This window comes from Vibrio sp. 2017_1457_13, assembly GCF_030851525.1.
Classification (GTDB): Bacteria; Pseudomonadota; Gammaproteobacteria; order Enterobacterales; family Vibrionaceae; genus Vibrio; species Vibrio metschnikovii.
In genome coordinates, this window is the sequence record NZ_VHTA01000008.1 from 184,759 (window position 1) to 203,658 (window position 18,900).

At 45.8% G+C, this 18,900-nt stretch carries 15 protein-coding genes and 1 pseudogene; 6 read left to right on the forward strand and 10 right to left on the reverse strand.

The window, feature by feature from the left end; all coding sequences use genetic code 11:
• Positions 1–144 precede the first annotated feature (144 nt).
• Positions 145–2,106: a 2',3'-cyclic-nucleotide 2'-phosphodiesterase gene (cpdB, locus tag FKN88_RS13080; RefSeq protein WP_306687535.1), complete on the reverse strand. Its 1,962-nt coding sequence runs from the start codon at positions 2,104–2,106 to the stop codon at positions 145–147.
• Positions 2,107–2,361: 255 nt separating this feature from the next.
• Between cpdB and cobA the strand changes: the two genes are divergently transcribed.
• The 4 genes and pseudogenes from cobA (at position 2,362) to cysC (ending at position 6,289) form a co-directional block, all read left to right on the forward strand.
• Positions 2,362–3,243, forward strand: a complete 882-nt coding sequence (gene cobA / locus FKN88_RS13085; protein WP_040903987.1) for a uroporphyrinogen-III C-methyltransferase — start codon at positions 2,362–2,364, stop codon at positions 3,241–3,243.
• A 66-nt stretch (positions 3,244–3,309) separates the two neighbouring features.
• Positions 3,310–4,221: pseudogene (gene cysD / locus FKN88_RS13090) on the forward strand (sulfate adenylyltransferase subunit CysD); the annotation flags it as partial.
• Between the two features lie 17 nt (positions 4,222–4,238).
• Complete coding sequence (gene cysN, locus FKN88_RS13095) at positions 4,239–5,672, forward strand: sulfate adenylyltransferase subunit CysN (protein WP_154170026.1); 1,434 nt, start codon at positions 4,239–4,241, stop codon at positions 5,670–5,672.
• Positions 5,672–6,289, forward strand: a complete 618-nt coding sequence (gene cysC / locus FKN88_RS13100) for an adenylyl-sulfate kinase (protein WP_154170028.1) — start codon at positions 5,672–5,674, stop codon at positions 6,287–6,289. The genes cysN and cysC overlap by 1 nt, the downstream gene beginning before the upstream one ends.
• A gap of 70 nt (positions 6,290–6,359) precedes the next feature.
• On the opposite strand, the gene FKN88_RS13105 is transcribed toward cysC, so the two are convergent.
• From FKN88_RS13105 to msrA, 9 genes are all read right to left on the reverse strand, one after another.
• The gene (locus FKN88_RS13105) at positions 6,360–7,256 is read right to left on the reverse strand and encodes a TIGR03899 family protein (protein ID WP_154170030.1); all 897 of its coding nucleotides are present in this window, start codon (positions 7,254–7,256) and stop codon (positions 6,360–6,362) included.
• A 307-nt stretch (positions 7,257–7,563) separates the two neighbouring features.
• Positions 7,564–8,064 (reverse strand): DUF3299 domain-containing protein, encoded by a 501-nt coding sequence (locus tag FKN88_RS13110; protein WP_154170032.1) that lies wholly within the window; start codon positions 8,062–8,064, stop codon positions 7,564–7,566.
• A gap of 13 nt (positions 8,065–8,077) precedes the next feature.
• The gene (locus tag FKN88_RS13115) at positions 8,078–9,337 is read right to left on the reverse strand and encodes an FtsX-like permease family protein (RefSeq protein ID WP_154170034.1); all 1,260 of its coding nucleotides are present in this window, start codon (positions 9,335–9,337) and stop codon (positions 8,078–8,080) included.
• Positions 9,334–10,050: an ABC transporter ATP-binding protein gene (locus FKN88_RS13120; protein ID WP_154170036.1), complete on the reverse strand. Its 717-nt coding sequence runs from the start codon at positions 10,048–10,050 to the stop codon at positions 9,334–9,336. The genes FKN88_RS13115 and FKN88_RS13120 overlap by 4 nt, the downstream gene beginning before the upstream one ends.
• An 80-nt stretch (positions 10,051–10,130) precedes the next feature.
• Complete coding sequence (locus tag FKN88_RS13125; protein ID WP_154170038.1) at positions 10,131–10,751, reverse strand: DUF2796 domain-containing protein; 621 nt, start codon at positions 10,749–10,751, stop codon at positions 10,131–10,133.
• Between the two features lie 59 nt (positions 10,752–10,810).
• Positions 10,811–11,104 carry a DUF2607 family protein gene (locus FKN88_RS13130; RefSeq protein WP_233268182.1) on the reverse strand — a complete coding sequence of 98 codons (294 nt, stop codon included), beginning with the start codon at positions 11,102–11,104 and terminating at the stop codon, positions 10,811–10,813.
• A gap of 66 nt (positions 11,105–11,170) precedes the next feature.
• Complete coding sequence (locus tag FKN88_RS13135) at positions 11,171–11,728, reverse strand: YtfJ family protein (RefSeq protein ID WP_154170041.1); 558 nt, start codon at positions 11,726–11,728, stop codon at positions 11,171–11,173.
• A complete protein-coding gene (locus FKN88_RS13140; RefSeq protein WP_154170043.1) occupies positions 11,725–12,402 on the reverse strand; it encodes a hypothetical protein in 678 nt (225 codons plus the stop codon). Before FKN88_RS13140 ends, FKN88_RS13135 begins: the two co-directional genes overlap by 4 nt.
• A 95-nt stretch (positions 12,403–12,497) precedes the next feature.
• A complete protein-coding gene (gene msrA / locus FKN88_RS13145; protein ID WP_154170045.1) occupies positions 12,498–13,121 on the reverse strand; it encodes a peptide-methionine (S)-S-oxide reductase MsrA in 624 nt (207 codons plus the stop codon).
• 295 nt (positions 13,122–13,416) lie between these two features.
• Here msrA and FKN88_RS13150 point away from each other — a divergent pair, with 295 nt between their 5' ends.
• Both FKN88_RS13150 and FKN88_RS13155 read left to right on the forward strand, forming a co-directional pair.
• On the forward strand, positions 13,417–15,135 hold the full coding sequence (locus tag FKN88_RS13150) for an autotransporter assembly complex family protein (protein ID WP_306687536.1): 1,719 nt from the start codon (positions 13,417–13,419) through the stop codon (positions 15,133–15,135).
• A complete protein-coding gene (locus tag FKN88_RS13155; protein ID WP_306687537.1) occupies positions 15,132–18,890 on the forward strand; it encodes a translocation/assembly module TamB domain-containing protein in 3,759 nt (1,252 codons plus the stop codon). Before FKN88_RS13150 ends, FKN88_RS13155 begins: the two co-directional genes overlap by 4 nt.
• Positions 18,891–18,900 lie beyond the last annotated feature (10 nt).

The window sequence follows — 18,900 nt, forward strand, 5'->3', positions numbered from 1 at the left end:
TATTGATACTGATAGAGATAGCTTTATTTAGCGTCGACTGGCAATGTCATGTTGTGTGGTGAGACGAGACGAACTTGAAGGTCAGTTAACATCATCAAAACCCATGAACCTCATTATTCGGTTCATGGGTAAGCGATAAAAAACTTATTGGGTGAGATCAATCCGGTAAATAGCAAAGCCGAGTGGATCGCGAGCGACTTTTTGCATGGGGTACTGGCCTTTGGCCTCAATAAATTGTGCCGCCTTGTCGCTAGGCGAGGTTTCAAAACGCACATCTAAGCGAGCATTGGTTTTGATAGGCGCAAATGACCAATTGTTATCAGCACTAGGGGTAACGTGGCCTTTTTCTGCGCTGATGCGCGAAATATAGCTTGCTACCACGGTGCGGTTTTCATCTGGTGAATCAAAGGCAACAAACTCACTGCCCGTACCAGCAAATTTATTACTGTAGGCGCGATAGTTATTGGTAGCAACCAAAAACGTTTGCTTAAGATCCAGCGGTTGACCTTGATAAGTTAAACCGACAATACGCTCAGCCTCTTTATTGATTAGCTTACAATCACCGTCGTATTTTGCCGGTTGAGTGATATCAATTTGATAATTGACCCCATCGATGACATCAAAATTATAAGTACGGAAACCCTGCCAATTAATCAGACTTTGTGGCTCTGTACTGTGTGGGTCAATCTGATTAAATTGACCAGCACTGCACTCTAACCACTCTTTGACCTCTTTACCGGTCATTTTCAGCGCCACCAGTGTGTTAGGGTAGAGATAAAGATCCGCCGCGTTACGGAAGGTCAGTTGTCCAGCTTCGACTTCAGTGAAGCCATTAGGATCATCTTTACGACCCCCGACTTTAAAAGGGGCAGCTGCTGATAAAACGGGTAATCCAGCCAGATTAGCATCGCCTTGAATAAAGCGCTCGACATAATCTTTTTGGGCTAAGTTGACGATTTGTATGGTTGGGTCATCTTGCACTAGAGCTAAAAAGCTGTACATCACATCATCGGCTTTACCTATGGGTTGATTGACAAACTCTCGTGTTGCTTGATGGTCATTAGTTAAGGCTTTGACGATATTCTTATCTGCCGACACCAGTGCTTGTTGCGTTTTACGATCGAAAATTGGCCGTGCTTCTGCACGTCCATTGACCACTTGCCATTGGCCATGTTCATTTTTTAAGGTTAAATCCATCACGCCGACATGGCTACCCCAACGACCGGGCATCACAGCAGGAATGCCATTGATAGTACCTTGATTAATATCAGCACCTGGTAAGTTGGCATAGTCTGCACTTGGGAATACCGCGTGTGAGTGTCCAAAGGCGATTGCATCAATACCTTTGACTTGGGTGAGATAATAAACCGAGTTTTCCGCCCCAGCTTGATAAGGATCGGTCGAGATCCCTGAATGAGGAATCGCGATGATCACCTCGGCGCCTTGCTGTTTCATTTGTGGAATGAGCGTTTCTGCGGTTTGCTTAATGTCTTTAGCAAACACTTTGCCTTCAAGATTTTTCTTATCCCAGACCATGATCTGCGGAGGGACAAAGCCAATGTAACCCACCTTCACGGTTTGAGATTGACCACTTTGATCAGTAAAAGTATGGGTTTTAATCAAATAGGGTTGGAAATAGTGCTTGCCAGTGTGTTGATCAAACACATTGGCATTAATGTAAGGAAAGTCCGCTCCCTTGATCGCCTGCTGGAGAAAATCTAAACCGTAATTAAACTCGTGGTTACCAATATTGCCCACATCGTAGCCGAGTTGATTCATTGCTTTATAAGCCGGGTGAATCTCGCCTGGAGTGATGCCTTTTGCCGCCATATAGTCACCCATAGGGCTACCTTGCAGTAAATCACCGTTATCGACCAGTACCGAGTTGGTCACTTCTTGCTGAGCTTGCTTGACTAAGCTTGCCGCACGAGCCAACCCTAATTGTTTGGATGGCATATCTTTGTAGTAATCATAATCCATTAAATTGGTATGAATATCAGTAGTTTCAATAATCCTGAGTTGGAGTGTTTCCGCCATTGCTGGTCCTGCCATGCTTAAAAGACCCGTTAACACGGCGATGGATAAAGAGTGATGTACTGATGGCATAGGTAATTTCCTGTTGATTATCTGGGGTACGGTTTGAGTTACCTCATTGGCAATGGCTGCAAATGTAACAAATTGTGATGCAATGTGTCGGACTGAACATCACAAAGTGTGAGTTATTCCGGGTCTTTTACCGCTTAAAAGTCAGGTGAGTGACTGCTTATCAGCTTTTAGTATAAAAAATGAAATTTTAGAATTTCGAGTAATAACATCCACCGCTCATAATGACGTCATCAATTTGAGTTAAGGATGACAACGATGGCGGGTTTTCAACACGTTACGACCACAAAGGTCAAACAGGCAACGCTGGTGGCATTGGATGGAGGGGCAACATCGAGCCCTTATACTCGCCTGTCTCGTAGTCAATTGCGCGCCGGCGAAGTGGCGTTGATTGGTGCCGGTCCTGGCGATCCTGAACTGCTGACGGTCAAAGCGCTCAATTATCTACAACAAGCGGATGTTGTGCTCTATGACTATTTGGTCTCAGAGGACATTATGGCGCTGATCCCCAGCACAACCATTTTAGTTTGTGTGGGGAAACGGGCTGGTCATCATAGTGTTCCACAAGAAAAAACCAATCAACTGCTGGTCGATTTTGCCCAATTGGGTCATCGCGTGGTGAGGATCAAAGGCGGTGATCCTTTTATGTTTGGTCGTGGTGGTGAAGAGTTGGAAGTGTTGGCGGATGCTGGCATCGCATTTCAAGTGATCCCTGGTATTACTGCAGCAGCAGGAGCGACCGCGTACGCTGGTATTCCATTAACCCACCGTGATTATGCACAATCGGCTTTATTTATTACCGGACACTTAAAAAATGACACCATTGATGAGATGGAGTGGCCGACCTTAGCGCGCGGTCATCAAACCTTAGTCATCTATATGGGATTGATGAATGCCACGATGATCACGCAACAACTCCTCCTACATGGACGTCAAGCCTCGACGCCGATTGCGATCATCGAGCGCGGTACTCAACAAGCCCAAAAAGTCTTTCGAGGCGTTTTGCAAGATTTACCCCAATTAGCGACTCAAGCGCAATCACCGGCCTTAATTGTGATTGGTGAGGTGGTCGCGTTAGCCGATAAATTGGCTTGGTTTGGAGAGCAAACTGAGCGTCCCACTCACTACCACTATGCCTAATTGATTATTTTACTCTTGCCATTTTCTTGTTCGAGACAATGACGAGGCAGCGAAAAGGAAACCGACAGAATGGATCCACAACGTTTAACCCATTTACAGCAGCTTGAGGCGGAGAGTATTCATATTCTTCGCGAGGTGGCAGCAGAATTTGCGAACCCAGTGATGATGTACTCGATAGGTAAAGACTCCTCCGTGATGTTGCATCTGGCTCGCAAAGCATTTTATCCGGGAAAAATTCCTTTTCCTTTACTGCATGTGGATACGGATTGGAAATTTCGCGAGATGATCGAGTTTCGTGATGCGGCAGCTGAAAAGTATGGCTTTGAGCTTTTGGTACATAAAAACCCAGAAGGATTGGCGATGGGGATTAATCCTTTTGTGCATGGCTCCTCGAAACACACCGACATCATGAAAACTCAGGGGCTTAAACAAGCGCTGAACCATTATGGGTTTGATGCCGCTTTTGGTGGTGCTCGTCGTGATGAAGAAAAATCCCGAGCTAAAGAGCGAGTGTATTCGTTTCGAGATCAAAACCACACTTGGGATCCGAAAAACCAACGTCCAGAGCTATGGAAAACCTATAACGGGCAAATTAATAAAGGGGAAAGTATTCGCGTATTCCCTTTATCGAACTGGACGGAATTGGATATTTGGCAATACATCTATCTAGAAAACATCGATATTGTGCCGCTGTATCTTGCTGATGTCCGCCCGGTAGTTGAACGAAATGGCATGTTAATTATGGTCGATGATCAGCGGATGCCATTGCAACCGGGTGAAGAGGTTCAATACAAGCGAGTTCGGTTCAGAACCCTCGGCTGCTATCCCCTAACCGGAGCCGTAGAATCTGAAGCCGATACGTTGACCGGGATTATTGAAGAGATGTTGGTGGCAACGTCCAGTGAGCGACAGGGGCGGGCGATCGATCACGATCAGTCTGGATCGATGGAACTGAAAAAACGCCAGGGTTACTTCTAAGGATTTGAGGAAAGAAAATGAACAGTGCAGTGCATGCTCAACTTGCTGAGCTGGGTATTGAAGGATACCTCAGCCAACATCAACATAAATCATTATTACGCTTTCTAACCTGCGGCTCGGTTGATGATGGAAAAAGTACGTTAATTGGTCGTCTGTTGCATGATTCTAAGCAGATCTATGAAGATCAGCTCGCCGCGGTTCATTCGGACAGTCAGCGCGTGGGAACCACCGGAGAGCGGCCCGATCTTGCGCTATTGGTCGATGGCTTACAAGCCGAGCGTGAGCAAGGAATCACTATCGACGTCGCTTATCGCTATTTTTCCACTCAAAAACGCAAATTTATCATTGCCGATACCCCAGGGCATGAACAGTATACGCGTAATATGGCTACCGGGGCGTCGACCTGCGACTTAGCGATTATCTTGATTGATGCTCGTAAAGGGGTATTAGATCAAACCCGCCGACATTCGTTTATTGCCCATTTATTGGGGATCAAACACTTTATCGTCGCGATCAATAAGATGGATTTAGTGGATTATTCCCAAGCGCGATTTGAAGAAATTGCTCAGCAATACGCTGATTTTTCAAAGCATCTTGCCCAAGATATTGCTATTCAGTTGATTCCTATCTCTGCGCTAGAAGGTGACAATGTCGTCGAGAAAAGCCAATTTATGTCTTGGTATCAAGGTGAATCACTGCTCGAGCGACTAGAAAACGTGCAGATTAAGCCACCGAGTCTCAACGCAGATTTTCGTTTTCCCGTTCAGTATGTCAATCGTCCCCATTTAGATTTTCGTGGTTTTGCTGGTACGGTTGCCGCGGGCACAATTCATGTTGGTGATAAGGTCAAAGTGTTACCGTCTGGAAAAACCTCTGCGATTACGCGGATTGTTACTTTTGACGGAGACTTAAGCCATGCCAATGCTGGACAAGCGGTCACCTTGACGTTACAAGATGAGATCGATATCAGTCGTGGTGATCTGTTAGTGTTGGCCGATGCTGATGTTTCGCTAACCTCGCAACTCGTCGCGGATGTGGTATGGATGACAGAGCAGCCACTACAACTTGATCGTGAATACGACATTAAAATCGCAGGTAAGAAAACTCTGGGTCGAGTGACCAACATTGAGCATCAATACGATATTAATCAGCTAAGCACCTTCAATACTGAACAGCTACCACTGAATGGTATTGCCCGTTGTCAATGGCGCTTTACCCATCAACTGGCGGTGGATAACTATCAAGATTGTGCGGATACTGGCGGTTTTATTATTATTGATCGTTTGACTAACGTCACGGTCGGAGCGGGTTTGATTCGCGAGTCGCTGCAAGCCGTAGATTTACCAACTGCAACGGGATTGTCGGCTTTTGAGTTAGAATTTAATGCGTTGGTCCGAAAACATTTCCCTCATTGGGATGCGAAAGATCTCAGCCAGTTCAAGGGGCAATAATGCACACTATCGATAATGTCACTGAACCGACGATCGTTTGGCATGAGCATCATGTTGATAAAGCCCATCGAGCACGATTGAAACAACAGCGCCCAGCGGTATTGTGGTTCACTGGGCTATCTGGAGCTGGAAAGTCAACCATTGCGGGAGCTCTAGAACAACGCCTTGCTGAGCTTGGTTACCATACCTATTTATTGGATGGCGATAATGTGCGTCACGGATTGTGCGCAGATTTAGGTTTTTCAGAGCAAGATCGCCGGGAGAACATTCGCCGCATCGGTGAGCTTGCCAAGTTAATGGCCGATGCAGGATTGATTGTGTTAACGGCTTTTATCTCACCGCATCGTGCTGAAAGGCAACGAGTTCGAGCATTAATGCCTGAAGGTGAATTTTTGGAAGTGTTTGTGAATACTCACTTAGCGGTGTGTGAGCAGCGTGATCCAAAAGGGTTGTATAAGAAAGCACGAGCGGGTGAACTGACTCAGTTTACTGGGATTGATTCGGTGTATGAAGCGCCGCTGGAGGCAGAGATTGATTTGCCCGCTGGTGAAGAGCCGGTCGAGGCATTGGTTGAGCGCTGCATTGTGGCGTTACAGCAACGAGGGATTATTGGTTAAAGCGATACCACTCACCCTTTGATCGTGAAAGCCATTCATCCTGATGAGTGGCTTTTTTTATGTGTGCGATTTATACCGTGTGATGAATGGTACTGCTGGCGTCACTATGGACAATAAATTTTTGTCCTAACAGAGCGATCAGTTGATCATAGTAACCACTATTGGGTTTATTGCCTAATAGTCGGCAGAGTTCATTGCCGGTAGGAGTGAAGCGATAGTACAGCAAGTGCACCCCTTTGGCAGTGACGTTTAATGTGAGCTGTTTACCTTGGTAGCTTAGCGTTAGCGGCGGATCAAATTCAATTGCCCCCGATTCTAATTCTGTGGCATGCAGTAAGCCAAGTTCGATTAATACCAGTAAGCTGGAATAAGGTAATTGGTGACTACCAATATTTAATGTTGAGGTGATATTGCGTTTGCCTAAACTAAAAATACTGTTTTGTACTTTAAGACCAAACAGTAATTTTAAACTCGGATCGCTGCCGAAACTGCAACTCAAACCGGCGGCACGTTGTAAAATTTGCGCTTCTTTGGGAGTCATGTTTTGCAAAATACTCAGTGCTTTCATTGAAGTAAACCCTGGGTTGGTCACTTCACGTTTCAGAACTTGCGCCCACAGACGCTGCATTGATGAGTTATGAATATCTTGCGCCATATCGAAGAAACGGTATAGCCAGTCTTGGTCAGGGTCTCCCGCCGTTTCGTTATGACACGAGAGATGTGCAAGACGTACGATTTGCTCCAGATTTTTTTGTCGCTGCTCTTTTCTCTCTCGCTCACGTTTTAACGCTCTATCTAACGGCGTTTTTTGCGGCTTCTCATCCAGTAATAAGGCATCTAACCCATGTTGCTGAGCAATCGATGAGATACGACTCGCGCTATCTTTTAGATAACTGGATTTTTTCTCTGTATTGGAATGGGTTGTGGTTGGATGCTCAATCACAACCGAGGATTTCAGCTCAGCCATGGGTTACCAAATTTTACCATTGAATCATACTCTAAAATGTACCGTGGATTGGCTAAGGTAACCAGTGAAACTCTTGGTGATAGCGCACAAATTTGCGCTATCATAAATGATAATAACTTGTTAAAATTGTTATCAACAACTGTGGGGGCACACTGACGCAATGAAGTACGATAAAGAAAATCGCTGGTTTAAGCATCTATCGACCACTTTACTGTTTTTGATCTATTTGGGGTTATTAAGTTATTTAGCCAAATACATGATGTAACGAGTAAGGTGGTCTTTGAGTTAGCAATTATTTAACAAATGGTTACATGTCATCGTAATCTTCGATCGCGGTTCCTTCAATCAGATAGGCGGTTTCCGCCAGCTCAGCACTGACCACTTCGGTTTTCAATGTTCCTATCACATACACCACATCCCATAACTGTTGAATCGGAGCCCCTTGAGGGTACTTGACGTAAATGATCTGATTCGGTGGCGGTGGTGGGACATGAATACAGGCCCCAAAATAGGGAACCAGTAAAAACTCGGTGATGGAGTTTTCGTCTCCCTCAAGAGGAATGACAAAACCTGGGATTTTTACCTGACTGCCATTGAGCTCACTGCGTACACTGCCCACTTTGATTTGTTGGGCGGGTAGATCGAGGTTGTGATCGATCATCGGCATGCCCATCGCGTTAAATTGGTTGCGCTCATTTTCTGGAATGAGATCAATCCAGTCTAATTGCAGCGGTTCACCATTGGCGTAGACGTTAAAGCTTATCGCCGTAAGTAGTGACACCAATAAGCTCAGTAACCATTTATACATCTTATTGTTTCTCCTAGAGTCGTATCGTCATACCATCACTGAGTGATTGACGGTAAGCACGCAGTGCAGGAATAAAGCCTATCATGGTGCCAGCCACTTGCACATAGCCCAGCAGTTGCCACTCATAATGAGTCAGGGCTTGGAGTTGCAGTTGAATACCATATTGACTCGCGACGATAGGGGAAGCGACCGCAAGAACAAGATATAAGCCGATTAAACCGGTGACAATGCCTAATAAGGTTAAAACACTCGCTTCGCTGATCAGTAAGGCAAAAATGTGTTTTGGTTGTGCCCCCATCGCACGTAAAATCGACATTTCACGACGACGTTCTTGTAGGCTAGTCAGTAAGCTACTTAGCATGCCGAGTAACCCGGCAATAACGACAAAAACCGACACCGTCATTAACGCTTGCTCTGCAACGGACATCATTCCCCACAGTTCATGCAGTGCTACACCGGGTAGAATGGCACTTAATGGTTCCGCTCGGTATTGGTTAATTTGTCTTTGTAGCGCAAAGGTCTGAATTTTTGAATGCAAACCGAGTAGCATCGCCGTGATTTGCTGCGGTTCAAATTCGCGCTGCTTTAACTCTTCTTTGCTCGGGGTATTGCCTAAATTAGCCCCAGACTCCCAGCCAACATGGATAGCTTCAATGGCTTCAAGAGAGACGTGGACGGTTTTATCTACCGGCGTGCCGGTTGGCGCTAAAATACCGACGACAGTAAAAGGCAGATTATCGTGCCGACTGAAGCCGACATCGCTGATGCCATGAGCGATAATGATCTCACTGCCTAAGTGATAACCGAGTTGTTTGGCGACGTCGGCACCGAGTACAGTCTCAAATAAGCCGGAAAACTCTCTGCCTTGAGAAAAAGTAAGTGGTTGCTTACTTCCATAGCGAAAGTGTTCAAAGTAGTTATGGTTGGTGCCCATGACACGAAAACCACGGTGCGAATCGCCCAGTGAAATCGGGATAGCCCATTTTACGGCGCGATGCTGGCTAAATTCTTGATAGCTTTTCCAATCAATATTATTGGTCGCATTGCCAATCCGAAATACCGAATAAAGCAGAAGATTCACTTGTCCTGAACGCCCTCCGACAATCAGATCGGTACCTGAAATGGTATTAGCAAAACTGCTCTTTGCTTGGGTGCGAATGCGCTCAACCCCCATTAATAAAATGACGGAAATCGCTACGGTAAGAATGGTTAATAAAGCGGTAGTTTTGCGATTCAGTAAGCTTTTCCACGCTAACTTGGTGACTACGCTCATGCAACACCTCGTGCTTGATTAATAGTAGGTAAGTACACACTTCGTTCAAACAGTTTCTCTAAAGTTGGATCGTGGCTAACAAAAACTAGGGTTGTGCCGACACGATTGGCTTCATCTAATAACAGTTCGATAAAGGCACTGCGGTTATCGTAATCGAGTGCGGAAGTGGGCTCATCGGCAATCAGTAGTGGCGGATCGCCAATCAATGCCCTTGCCGCGGCGACGCGTTGTTGTTGACCGATACTTAATTCCGTCACCGGCTTATTAAGCAGTGTGTCACTGAGCTTCAACTGAGCGAGTAACTGTTTGGCTCGCTCGCGAATATCTCCAGAGACGTTCGCGCGGCGATGAGCTGAAAATTGACAGGGTAGGATGACGTTATCAATCACTGATAAGTAAGGTAATAAGTTAAATTGTTGGAAAATATAACCAATATTGTCAGCGCGAAATTTATCTCGTTGGCGAGATTTGAGTTTAGCTAAGTCATGACCGAGTAAGTGGACATGGCCTTGAGTGGCGGTATTAATTCCGGTCAGTAAGCTTAGTAAGGTCGATTTACCACAACCACTTGGCCCCTTTATAAACAGATGTTGCTTGGCAAGCACGCTCAAAGCATCAATATGGAGGGTCGGTTGAGGATTATTTGGCCACTGAAATTGTACATCGATAAGGTCAATTACGGGAGTGGCGCTTGGCAGCGGTTGGCTGTTCATCACTTATCCTTATTTGATGGAAAATCGGGTAAGCCAGGCTTACCCGATTGGGGCGTGAACGCTTACATCGGTTGATGCATTTACAGTGACAGACGAGTTTGTTGCTTGGTCAGCTCAACGGCAGTTTGTGTACGCTCGGTGAGTAAATTGACCAGCATTTTTTCCGTGCTTGGGAATAAGGCGAACCATTCTGTGTTGATCTGAGTGAGCGCGCCAACATTTTCACATTGATAGTGATATTGCGCAGTAAATTCACCGTGTTGATGCTTGTGATCGTGATGCTTATGATGGTCATGGTCATGGTCATGGTCATGCTTATGATCATGTCCGTGATCATGATGAGCATGATCGCTATGATCATGGTTATCTTTGTCGCCACTTAGGGTGTGGCTAACATGGGTTTCTTCCAATTGACATTTCGCTGCCGAGCTTAAGGTAAACAGTGATTCTGCTTGTCCTAAGATATCTAATGCGCGATTAAGTGCTTGAACTTGGGTTTCGTTGTGTGGTGCGTGCTCAAAACCCACCACATCTGCGCCCGGAGCAGTGATCTCAATCAGCAAATCCGTGCCATCTTGAGCGATGTTAAGCTCAACTTGTCCATGAACATGAGCATCGTGTTGACGAAATTCTTGATGGGCAAACGCGGCGGTTGATAATACGGCAGAAATACTTAAGGCAAGCAAAGGTTTAGTTAGCATAGTGTTGATTCCATAACATAGGGATAGTAAATATTGTGTTGGTTAATGTATTGAACGGTTCAACGTTTTGGTGGTGAACGTGCTACATAAGTAATGTAGTCGAGTACCAAACAAAATGGGCTAACGATGGCTGGTATAAAACCCTGTGCTGGCCAAATAGGGATGATCAGAGTGGCATGCTCAAGGCCGTGTTTCATTACGGAAAACAGTTGGCAATGATGATCGGTATGTTGAGTTGGATGAATGTCTAATTGATGATTTATCACAGCGATATTGAGCCACAGCACCAACAATACGGCCAGTATACTGACAGTGTTGGTCGATAGACGTAAAGGCTGTGGTTTGACCATCATCTTATACCCAATACAACAAGAAGATTGTTATAGTATAACAATCTTCTTGTCTGGCAAGCCTTAAGGTTATTTTTCTAGCTGTTGTTGAATGAGCGATAGTAGGTTTTGAATAGCATCGTCATTTAAAGATCCTTCTTGGACAAATTGCACGATACCCTGTTTATCGAGCACGATGATCGCTGATGAGCGGTTTTGTAACTGCCAACTTTGTGCCACGATACCCGCTTGGTCAAGGACAATCGACGACCAAGGGAAATCGGTTTTGCTGCTTTGAGCCGATGATTTTACAAACGAGCCCGTTCCCCATACCGCATCATTTTGATTAATGATCGTTGTAGTTTGGTATGCATCACGAGGAAACTCTGCTGCGGTGAGGGCGGCCATGAGAGGGGCGTTCATTTCCTTGGCGGCGCTTCGACCAGCAATAGCTTGAATCACTCGAACCTTACCTGGGAGTTGAGTGCTACTCCATGGTACAAACTGAGTGTCTTTACCCTCCAATATCACTTCGCCATATTTTGCGACGTCGACGGCTGGGAGTGGCTGACCGAGTACTAGATTGTGTGCTGACGCAACGAGACTATGAGTGGTGATCAATAGAGTGAGTAGTATTTTTTTTATCATGGTAAGTCCGTTTTAGTAAATAAGTGGTTTAAGTTGATGGTGTATCGGTATGCAAGGACCGCATTGTGTTCTTGAAATTGGTAATTACTGTTATTGACGTAGGGACTAAAATTATAGAGCAAGAACGCATGTTTGCCTTTTTTGATCTCTAAATAAACCCCGACCGCCTGACCAAACTCACTAAGTTTGATGTTTTTTGTCTCGCCAAACTCGGGATGTAGGGGCTGAGTAATTTGATAATTACCACTCAGATTAAGATAACCTAGCCCAATACCAATCCCCGTTTTTACTTGCCATTTTTCTGGCTGGTGGCGATTAAAATGGTAAAAAAATAATGGCATCGCATACAGCGCATAGCCAGATATTTTGGTATCAAGATTGGTTAGCTGATTGTTTTGATGAAGCGTTTGTCGATTAACTTTGACGAGATTGCCATCCAGTTGAAATTGTACGCCCAACGAGCTTTGCTCTGAAAGATAATAGCCTTTTGATAAGAGAGAGACCGTTGGAGAAAGAGCGAGCTTATTATTCATTTGTGCAATGTTTTGATCGGACTCGTCGCGCACATCAATGTTGTTGGTGGTTAATTGTAGACCCAGATTGAGCTCAATAGCGCAAATTGGGAGGCTATAGCAAAGAGTAAAAATAACGCTCGTTCTTAAATAATTGATCATAACAGAATGCTCTTTCATCATTTAATGAGCCATTAATCAGCTCGCTTCGTTGATATTGCTGAAGCGAGCGTTATATTAGTGAGCTCGATTATTACTCACAAAAAGCACACCCCTGTGCCACCAAGGCCACAATATCCTTGCGGGTTTTTAGCGAGGTATTGCTGGTGAGAACTTTCCGCAAAATAATAAGCGCCAGCAGGAGTAATTTCGGTGGTGATCTCCGTTTTATGGTGTTCGTTTAGCAAAGCTTGATATTCTGCGCGGCTTTGCTCTGCTAGCGTTTGCTGTTCATCGGTGTAAGTGTAGATCACAGAACGATATTGAGTTCCTAAATCATTGCCTTGGCGCATACCTTGGGTTGGATCGTGATTTTCCCAGAAGGCTTGCAACAGTGTTCTCAAGGGTAACACCTTAGGATCGTAGATCACTCGGACGACTTCCGCATGGCCAGTTTTACCCGTACAAACTTCTTGATAGGTTGGGTTTGGAGTAAAGCCGCCAGCATAGCCGACAGAAGTAGAAACGACACCGTCTAAACGCCAAAATAAACGTTCCGCTCCCCAAAAACAGCCCATTCCAATCAGTAATTGCTCTTGTCCCGCGCTAGGTTTGCTGCTTAGGGGGGTATGATGGATAAAATGTTTGTCTTCAAACTCGATGGGAGTAGCACGGCCTGGTAAGGCTTGATCCGCTGAAATAAGCGAAGATTTGTTGAGCATAGCAATTCCTTATTAGTCATAGTCAATGGAACGTTGAGTGAAATTCTGTGTCTCACTGATACAATTTTTATTCAACATCGGATGCGATTGATCCAGAGTATTGTTCTGGAATATCAGCATTGATGATGTGATGACGTTCGTTGTTCGTCTTACGTGCCGAGATCGCTTTATCGCCACATCTGCGTGTAATCTATTGGCGCGTGAGCGATTATCCTACAGACTTCTTATCCTATAGTCGGTATGATTTAAAGTCTATTAACCTGAATTGCGGTAAGGCGCTTAACCACTATTTAACATGAGATCACTCCCATTCTATGTACTATTCGCGACGTTATTCTTCTCCTGCACTGTGTTGGCGAAAGTCGATTTAACCATTCGAGGATTAAGCGGCGATCTAAAAGATAACGTCGATGCCTATCTGTCCTCAATATCGACCAGCGATTACTCGACCCAGTTACGTTTTCAGTCGCGTCTAGAACAAAGGATAACCGCTGCATTAAATGCGCTAGGTTATTATCACCCGACGTTTGTTTTTGAAGTCACGGAACCGGATCGAGCGATGACGGTGCATGTTTCTCCCGGAGAAGTGGTACGTTTGGCGGTGGTTGAGATCGTGATTGAGGGAGAAGCGCAGCAAGATGCGGATTTTGCTCGCGTGATTGAACGTAGTGGCTTAAAGGTTGGTGAGACACTGAATCATAGCCAATACGATAGCCTTAAATCCTCCTTGCGTAACTTAGCGCTCCAAAAGGGGTATTTCGATGGCGATTTTCAGTTAAGTCGTTTGGAAGTGGTTCCCGATCGGCATCAAGCATTTGTTCGTTTACACTTTGACAGTGGCATTCGTTATCATTTTGGCGCCACGTCGATCTCTGGGAGTCAAATTGAAGAGGTTCGTGTTCGTTCACTGCAACCGTTTAAACAAGGCGATCCTTATTTAGTCTCACAAGTTGGTCAATTTAACCTTAACCTAGCCAATACGGATTGGTTTTCATCGGTATTCGTCAAACCCGATTTGGAACAGTTAAATCCTGAACAGCGTGAATTACCTATGGTGGTTGCTTTAGCGCCAAAAGCGCGTAATCAACTAGAAACGGGTATTGGTTATTCAACCGATGTTGGCGTAAGAGGCTCATTAAAATGGAAGAAGCCGTGGTTAAATGAATATGGCCACAGTTTTGATAGTAGTCTATCGATATCGGGCCCTGAACAGAGTATTACCGCAGGGTATAAAATTCCTCTCGAAGATGTACTTCGGCAGTATTACCGTATCCAATATGGGATGAAGCATGTCGATAATCGAGATACTGAAAGTCTTGAATCTAATCTCGTGCTAGAGCGTCATTGGTTGCTCGATAGTAGCTGGCATCGAACGGTGTTTTTGCGCTATCTGATTGAAAGTTATGAGCAGGGTTTACAAGATGATGGAGCGCAATTTTTAATGCCAGGCATTACTTATACCCGTACTCGTACACGGCTGAATCGCTCGTTATTAACTTGGGGCGATAAGCAAACCATCACCTTAGAATACGCCGATCCCTCAGTGATTTCGGAAACGCGAGCCACTCGAGTCCAAGCTGGTAGCTCTTGGGTCAGAAGCTTAGGTGAGCGTCATCGTGGTCTATTCAGAATTGACGGTAGTGCCAACTTTGCCGACGAGTTCGATAAGCTCTCCCCTTCGCTGCGTTTTTTTGCAGGTGGAGACAACAATCTACGTGGTTATGGTTATCAATCTATTTCGCCGCGGGATGCCAGTGGCTCGTTAACGGGGGCTAAATACATGGCCACCAGCTCATTAGAATATCAATATCGAATTGGTGGTAATTGGTGGGCTGCGCTGTTTGTCGATTATGGTGACGCCTTTAATGACACCCCTGATTGGAAAACGGGGACCGGATTTGGTTTGCGTTGGGTTTCACCCGTGGGGCCGCTGCGACTTGATTTTGCATGGGGATTAGATTCTGAACCCGGCGATCGATTCAAACTGCATTTTACGTTAGGGCCTGAATTATGATTAAGCGAGCGATGAAATGGACCGGTTGGTTATCCGCAAGCTTTGCTGGCATTGTCACGCTTTTGTTGCTGTTGTTTGCTGGGTTATTTTTTACCAACAGTGGCTTAAATGTCTTAGTCTGGGGTGCTCAAAAAGCGTTACCTGATTTCTCGGTTCAATCGACCCAAGGGGCTATTTTCCCCCGTTTTACTCTTTATGGCATTGAATATCAAGAGCCATCATCCGCTATTGATCTGCAGCTTGAGCAATTAACGCTCGCGGTAAATGCGAACTGTTTGCTCGAACCGATGATCTGTATTAATGAGGTGATTGTCTCGGGATTGCAGTTTAATTTGGAATCTATTGCCGATTCAACACATCAATCGGCAGAGACGGCATCAGCGCCAGTGACCGCGATTTCTACACCCGTGCCAATCAAATTGGGCCGATTAACCTTGAATAATATTCAGCTTAATCTGCTTGGTAATCAGATTGACTGGCAGCACTTTACGACCAGTGGCTCACTACAAGGCGATCGATTAACGATTGATCGCACGTTATGGCGAGGCGTACGCATTGCGTTGGCTGAAGAACAGACGGAGCCGTCGGCTGCGACGAGCGCTTCTTCATCCGATGCGCTGCCGATAAGCTTACCTGAGGTTATTATTCCATTGCGAATCGAGCTGAGTCGCTTTGAATTGCGCGATTTTCTCCTCGAGCAAGCATCACCGATCGCCATTAATCACTTGGTGCTACAAGCTCAAGCCTTTCAGTCTCAAATTGACGTAAAAAACATAACCCTTGATATGCCAGAGCTGGATGCCTCTCTAACGGGGCGGGCGACTTTGCGTGGTGATTATCCTCTGAATCTCACTTTTCAGTCATTGCTGAAGTTACCAGAAGCGAAGGGACAAACTTTACAATTAAAGGCCTCAGGCAGTATGGCCGATCTCGCTTTGGAGGCGCAACTTGCCGGACTGGCACAGGCCCAGTTGCAGGCGAAATTAAAACCGTTACAACCCGATATGCCTTTTGATATCAAGGTGCAGCAGCTAAAAGCCCAGTGGCCGCTGGTCGGTGAAGGCGATTATGTTGTGCAAGCCCCTTTGCTTAACGCAAAGGGGAAGCTCAATGATTATCAGCTAGCCATCGAAGCAACACTAGCAGGACTGGATCTCCCTGAGATGAGCTTGGTAGTTCAAGGACAGGGTTCATTGACCCAGATAGCCTTGCATTCACTGCTTTTGAAGACCCTAAATGGTGAGATTGAGGGCGAACTGCAAGCCAACTGGCAACCAAACATTGATTGGCAAGCCAAGCTCAACGTTAAGCAGATTAATCCCGGTTTGCAATGGCCTGAAGCACCAGGGATGATCAGCGGCCAGTTAATCACTTCTGGCAAGTTGACCGAGCAAGGCGGCTTTGAGATTGCCCTGCCATTACTGGCTATTAATGGTGATTTTCGTGGCTATCCGTTGGATATTAAAGGGCAACTCAACGCCGCCGATCCGCGAGGTCAAGGGGAGTATCGCATCTCTACCTCTGGGTTAACCTTCGCGCACGGACCAAATCGATTGACCGCTAAAGGCCAATTAGACCAACAGTGGCAAATGGATATTGCTTTATCGTTAAAGGATTTAGCGAAAACAGTGCCGGATCTATCGGGGCAAGTAGCAGGTCAAGTGACGCTACGTGGGCAATTGGCGAAACCTGATATTCAGCTTGATCTTCGCGCCGAACAGTTGGCTTGGTTAAACGAGGCAACGATTCGTGAATTATCGTTAGTCGGCCAGTTAACGCCGCTGCCTTTACCTCAAGCGGATTTACACCTCTCTGTTGCTGATATTCATTATCAAGATCAGAGCATTGAGTCACTTTTGTTATCCTTGAGTGGTCAGCAAGAGCAACATCATTTGACGTTAGAGGTTAAATCTCCCCTTGTGTCTAGCCAACTGGCGATATCAGGACGGCTTACTGAGTCGACCGCTTGGCGTTGGGATGGCCAGCTTGAGCGTATGAATATCGAGTCCATACAAGGGCCATGGCAGTTGAGTCATGCTACGGATATCAATGTTGACCTCGACCAAGCTCGTGCGATGATAGCGCCGCACTGTTGGTTACAAGCGGATGCCTCTCTGTGTCTTGAAGAAAGCGCCAGTGTAGGGGATAGCGGTGCAGTTCAACTCGCTATCAACCATTTCCAATTCAGTCAAATTCAAGGATTACTGCCATCAGAAACCCAGATAAAGGGGGAACTGAATGGTCAGTTATCGGCTCAGTGGTCAGCACAGGCGGCACCACAAGTTAAGCTTTCCGTTACCTTACCAGCCGGCGAAGTTGAGCAAAATTTGTCACAACCGATTATTTTGGGATGGGATGCGATGCAGCTTAATGCTGAATTAGCCAATAATTCCTTACAAGCGGACTGGTCGTTGCAGGTGACAAATAATGGTCAGTTTTCTGGTCATGTACAGATCCCCGATGTCACTGCAGAAGAAAAACAGTGGCAGGCCGGACTAAAACTGACCCCCTTTCATCTTGATTTTCTACAGCCATTAGTCGGTGAGTTTAGTCAAGCGGATGCGACGATAACGGCGGATTTAAGTTTGCAAGGGGCCGTGCTTCATCCTCAAGTGCTGGGTAATATTGAGTTGACGGGGTTGCAGCTCAAAGGTGATATCTCTCCGGTTGATATGGATTCGGGCCAAGTTACGCTAGACTTTTCTGGTTACCAAGCGGCGCTGCATGCACAAATTGGTACGCCCGAGGGCTTACTGAATGTCACTGGTGATGCTGATTGGCACAACATGGCTGAGTGGCGAGTGAACAGTCGAGTGTTTGCCGATTCGCTGTTGGTGGATATGCCACCGATTGTAAAAATGAAGGTGATCCCTGATTTAACCTTAACCATGCAACCGGATGTGGCACAAGTCACCGGTTCTATCCATCTTCCTTGGGGACGGATTACGGTCGAAGAGCTACCTCCGAGCGCCATCGAAGTGTCTAAAGATCAAGTCATACTGAGTAAAGATTTACAGCCTTTAAGTGAGCAGAGCCGTTTACCACTGCGCATTGAAACGGATGTTGAGATCGTAATTGGTGACGATGTTCGTCTGAGTGCTTTTGGCTTAGAAGGTGGGCTACGAGGCCGATTGAATGTCACGCAGCGCGATCGTGGGCCATTGGTGATTGGTGAGATAAATATTTTGCAGGGTCAGTATCGCTCATTTGGTCAGGATTTACAGATCCAAGAAGGTAAAATTTTAATGAATGGCCCAGTCGATCAGCCTTTTGTGTCGATTAAAGCGATTCGTAATCCAAATAATACTCAAGATGGTGTGATTGCCGGTATCCAAGTAACAGGGCCCGCTGATGAGCCGATGATCACCATTTTCTCTGAGCCAGCGATGCCACAAGCGAATGCTTTATCTTATTTATTACGTGGACAAGATATTGATGGTGAAGCTGGCGGTAATGCGATGACCATGACGCTGATTGGGCTAAGCTTAGCGCAAAGCGGTAAAGTGGTGGGTCGAATTGGCGAGGAGTTTGGCGTACAAGATCTGCAATTGGATACTGCCGGTTCGGGGGATGATGCACAAATTACTGTGAGTGGCTATATTTTACCTGGTTTACAAGTTAAATATGGGGTGGGAATTTTCAACTCTGTCGGTCAATTTACCATTCGTTATCGTTTAATGAGGGACCTCTATTTGGAGGCGGTCTCTGGAGTCGATAGTGCGATTGATTTGCTCTATCGCTTCGAATTTAACTAAGGAGGGTTAT

What these genes read in the sequence shown, in the direction of transcription:
- cpdB (WP_306687535.1), bottom strand. Translation starts at nt 2,106, where the DNA reads ATGCCATCAGTACATCACTCTTTATCCATCGCCGTGTTAACGGGTCTT.
- cobA (WP_040903987.1), top strand. Translation starts at nt 2,362, where the DNA reads ATGGCGGGTTTTCAACACGTTACGACCACAAAGGTCAAACAGGCAACG.
- cysN (WP_154170026.1), top strand. Translation starts at nt 4,239, where the DNA reads ATGAACAGTGCAGTGCATGCTCAACTTGCTGAGCTGGGTATTGAAGGA.
- cysC (WP_154170028.1), top strand. Translation starts at nt 5,672, where the DNA reads ATGCACACTATCGATAATGTCACTGAACCGACGATCGTTTGGCATGAG.
- FKN88_RS13105 (WP_154170030.1), bottom strand. Translation starts at nt 7,256, where the DNA reads ATGGCTGAGCTGAAATCCTCGGTTGTGATTGAGCATCCAACCACAACC.
- FKN88_RS13110 (WP_154170032.1), bottom strand. Translation starts at nt 8,064, where the DNA reads ATGTATAAATGGTTACTGAGCTTATTGGTGTCACTACTTACGGCGATA.
- FKN88_RS13115 (WP_154170034.1), bottom strand. Translation starts at nt 9,337, where the DNA reads ATGAGCGTAGTCACCAAGTTAGCGTGGAAAAGCTTACTGAATCGCAAA.
- FKN88_RS13120 (WP_154170036.1), bottom strand. Translation starts at nt 10,050, where the DNA reads ATGAACAGCCAACCGCTGCCAAGCGCCACTCCCGTAATTGACCTTATC.
- FKN88_RS13125 (WP_154170038.1), bottom strand. Translation starts at nt 10,751, where the DNA reads ATGCTAACTAAACCTTTGCTTGCCTTAAGTATTTCTGCCGTATTATCA.
- FKN88_RS13130 (WP_233268182.1), bottom strand. Translation starts at nt 11,104, where the DNA reads ATGATGGTCAAACCACAGCCTTTACGTCTATCGACCAACACTGTCAGT.
- FKN88_RS13135 (WP_154170041.1), bottom strand. Translation starts at nt 11,728, where the DNA reads ATGATAAAAAAAATACTACTCACTCTATTGATCACCACTCATAGTCTC.
- FKN88_RS13140 (WP_154170043.1), bottom strand. Translation starts at nt 12,402, where the DNA reads ATGATCAATTATTTAAGAACGAGCGTTATTTTTACTCTTTGCTATAGC.
- msrA (WP_154170045.1), bottom strand. Translation starts at nt 13,121, where the DNA reads ATGCTCAACAAATCTTCGCTTATTTCAGCGGATCAAGCCTTACCAGGC.
- FKN88_RS13150 (WP_306687536.1), top strand. Translation starts at nt 13,417, where the DNA reads ATGAGATCACTCCCATTCTATGTACTATTCGCGACGTTATTCTTCTCC.
- FKN88_RS13155 (WP_306687537.1), top strand. Translation starts at nt 15,132, where the DNA reads ATGATTAAGCGAGCGATGAAATGGACCGGTTGGTTATCCGCAAGCTTT.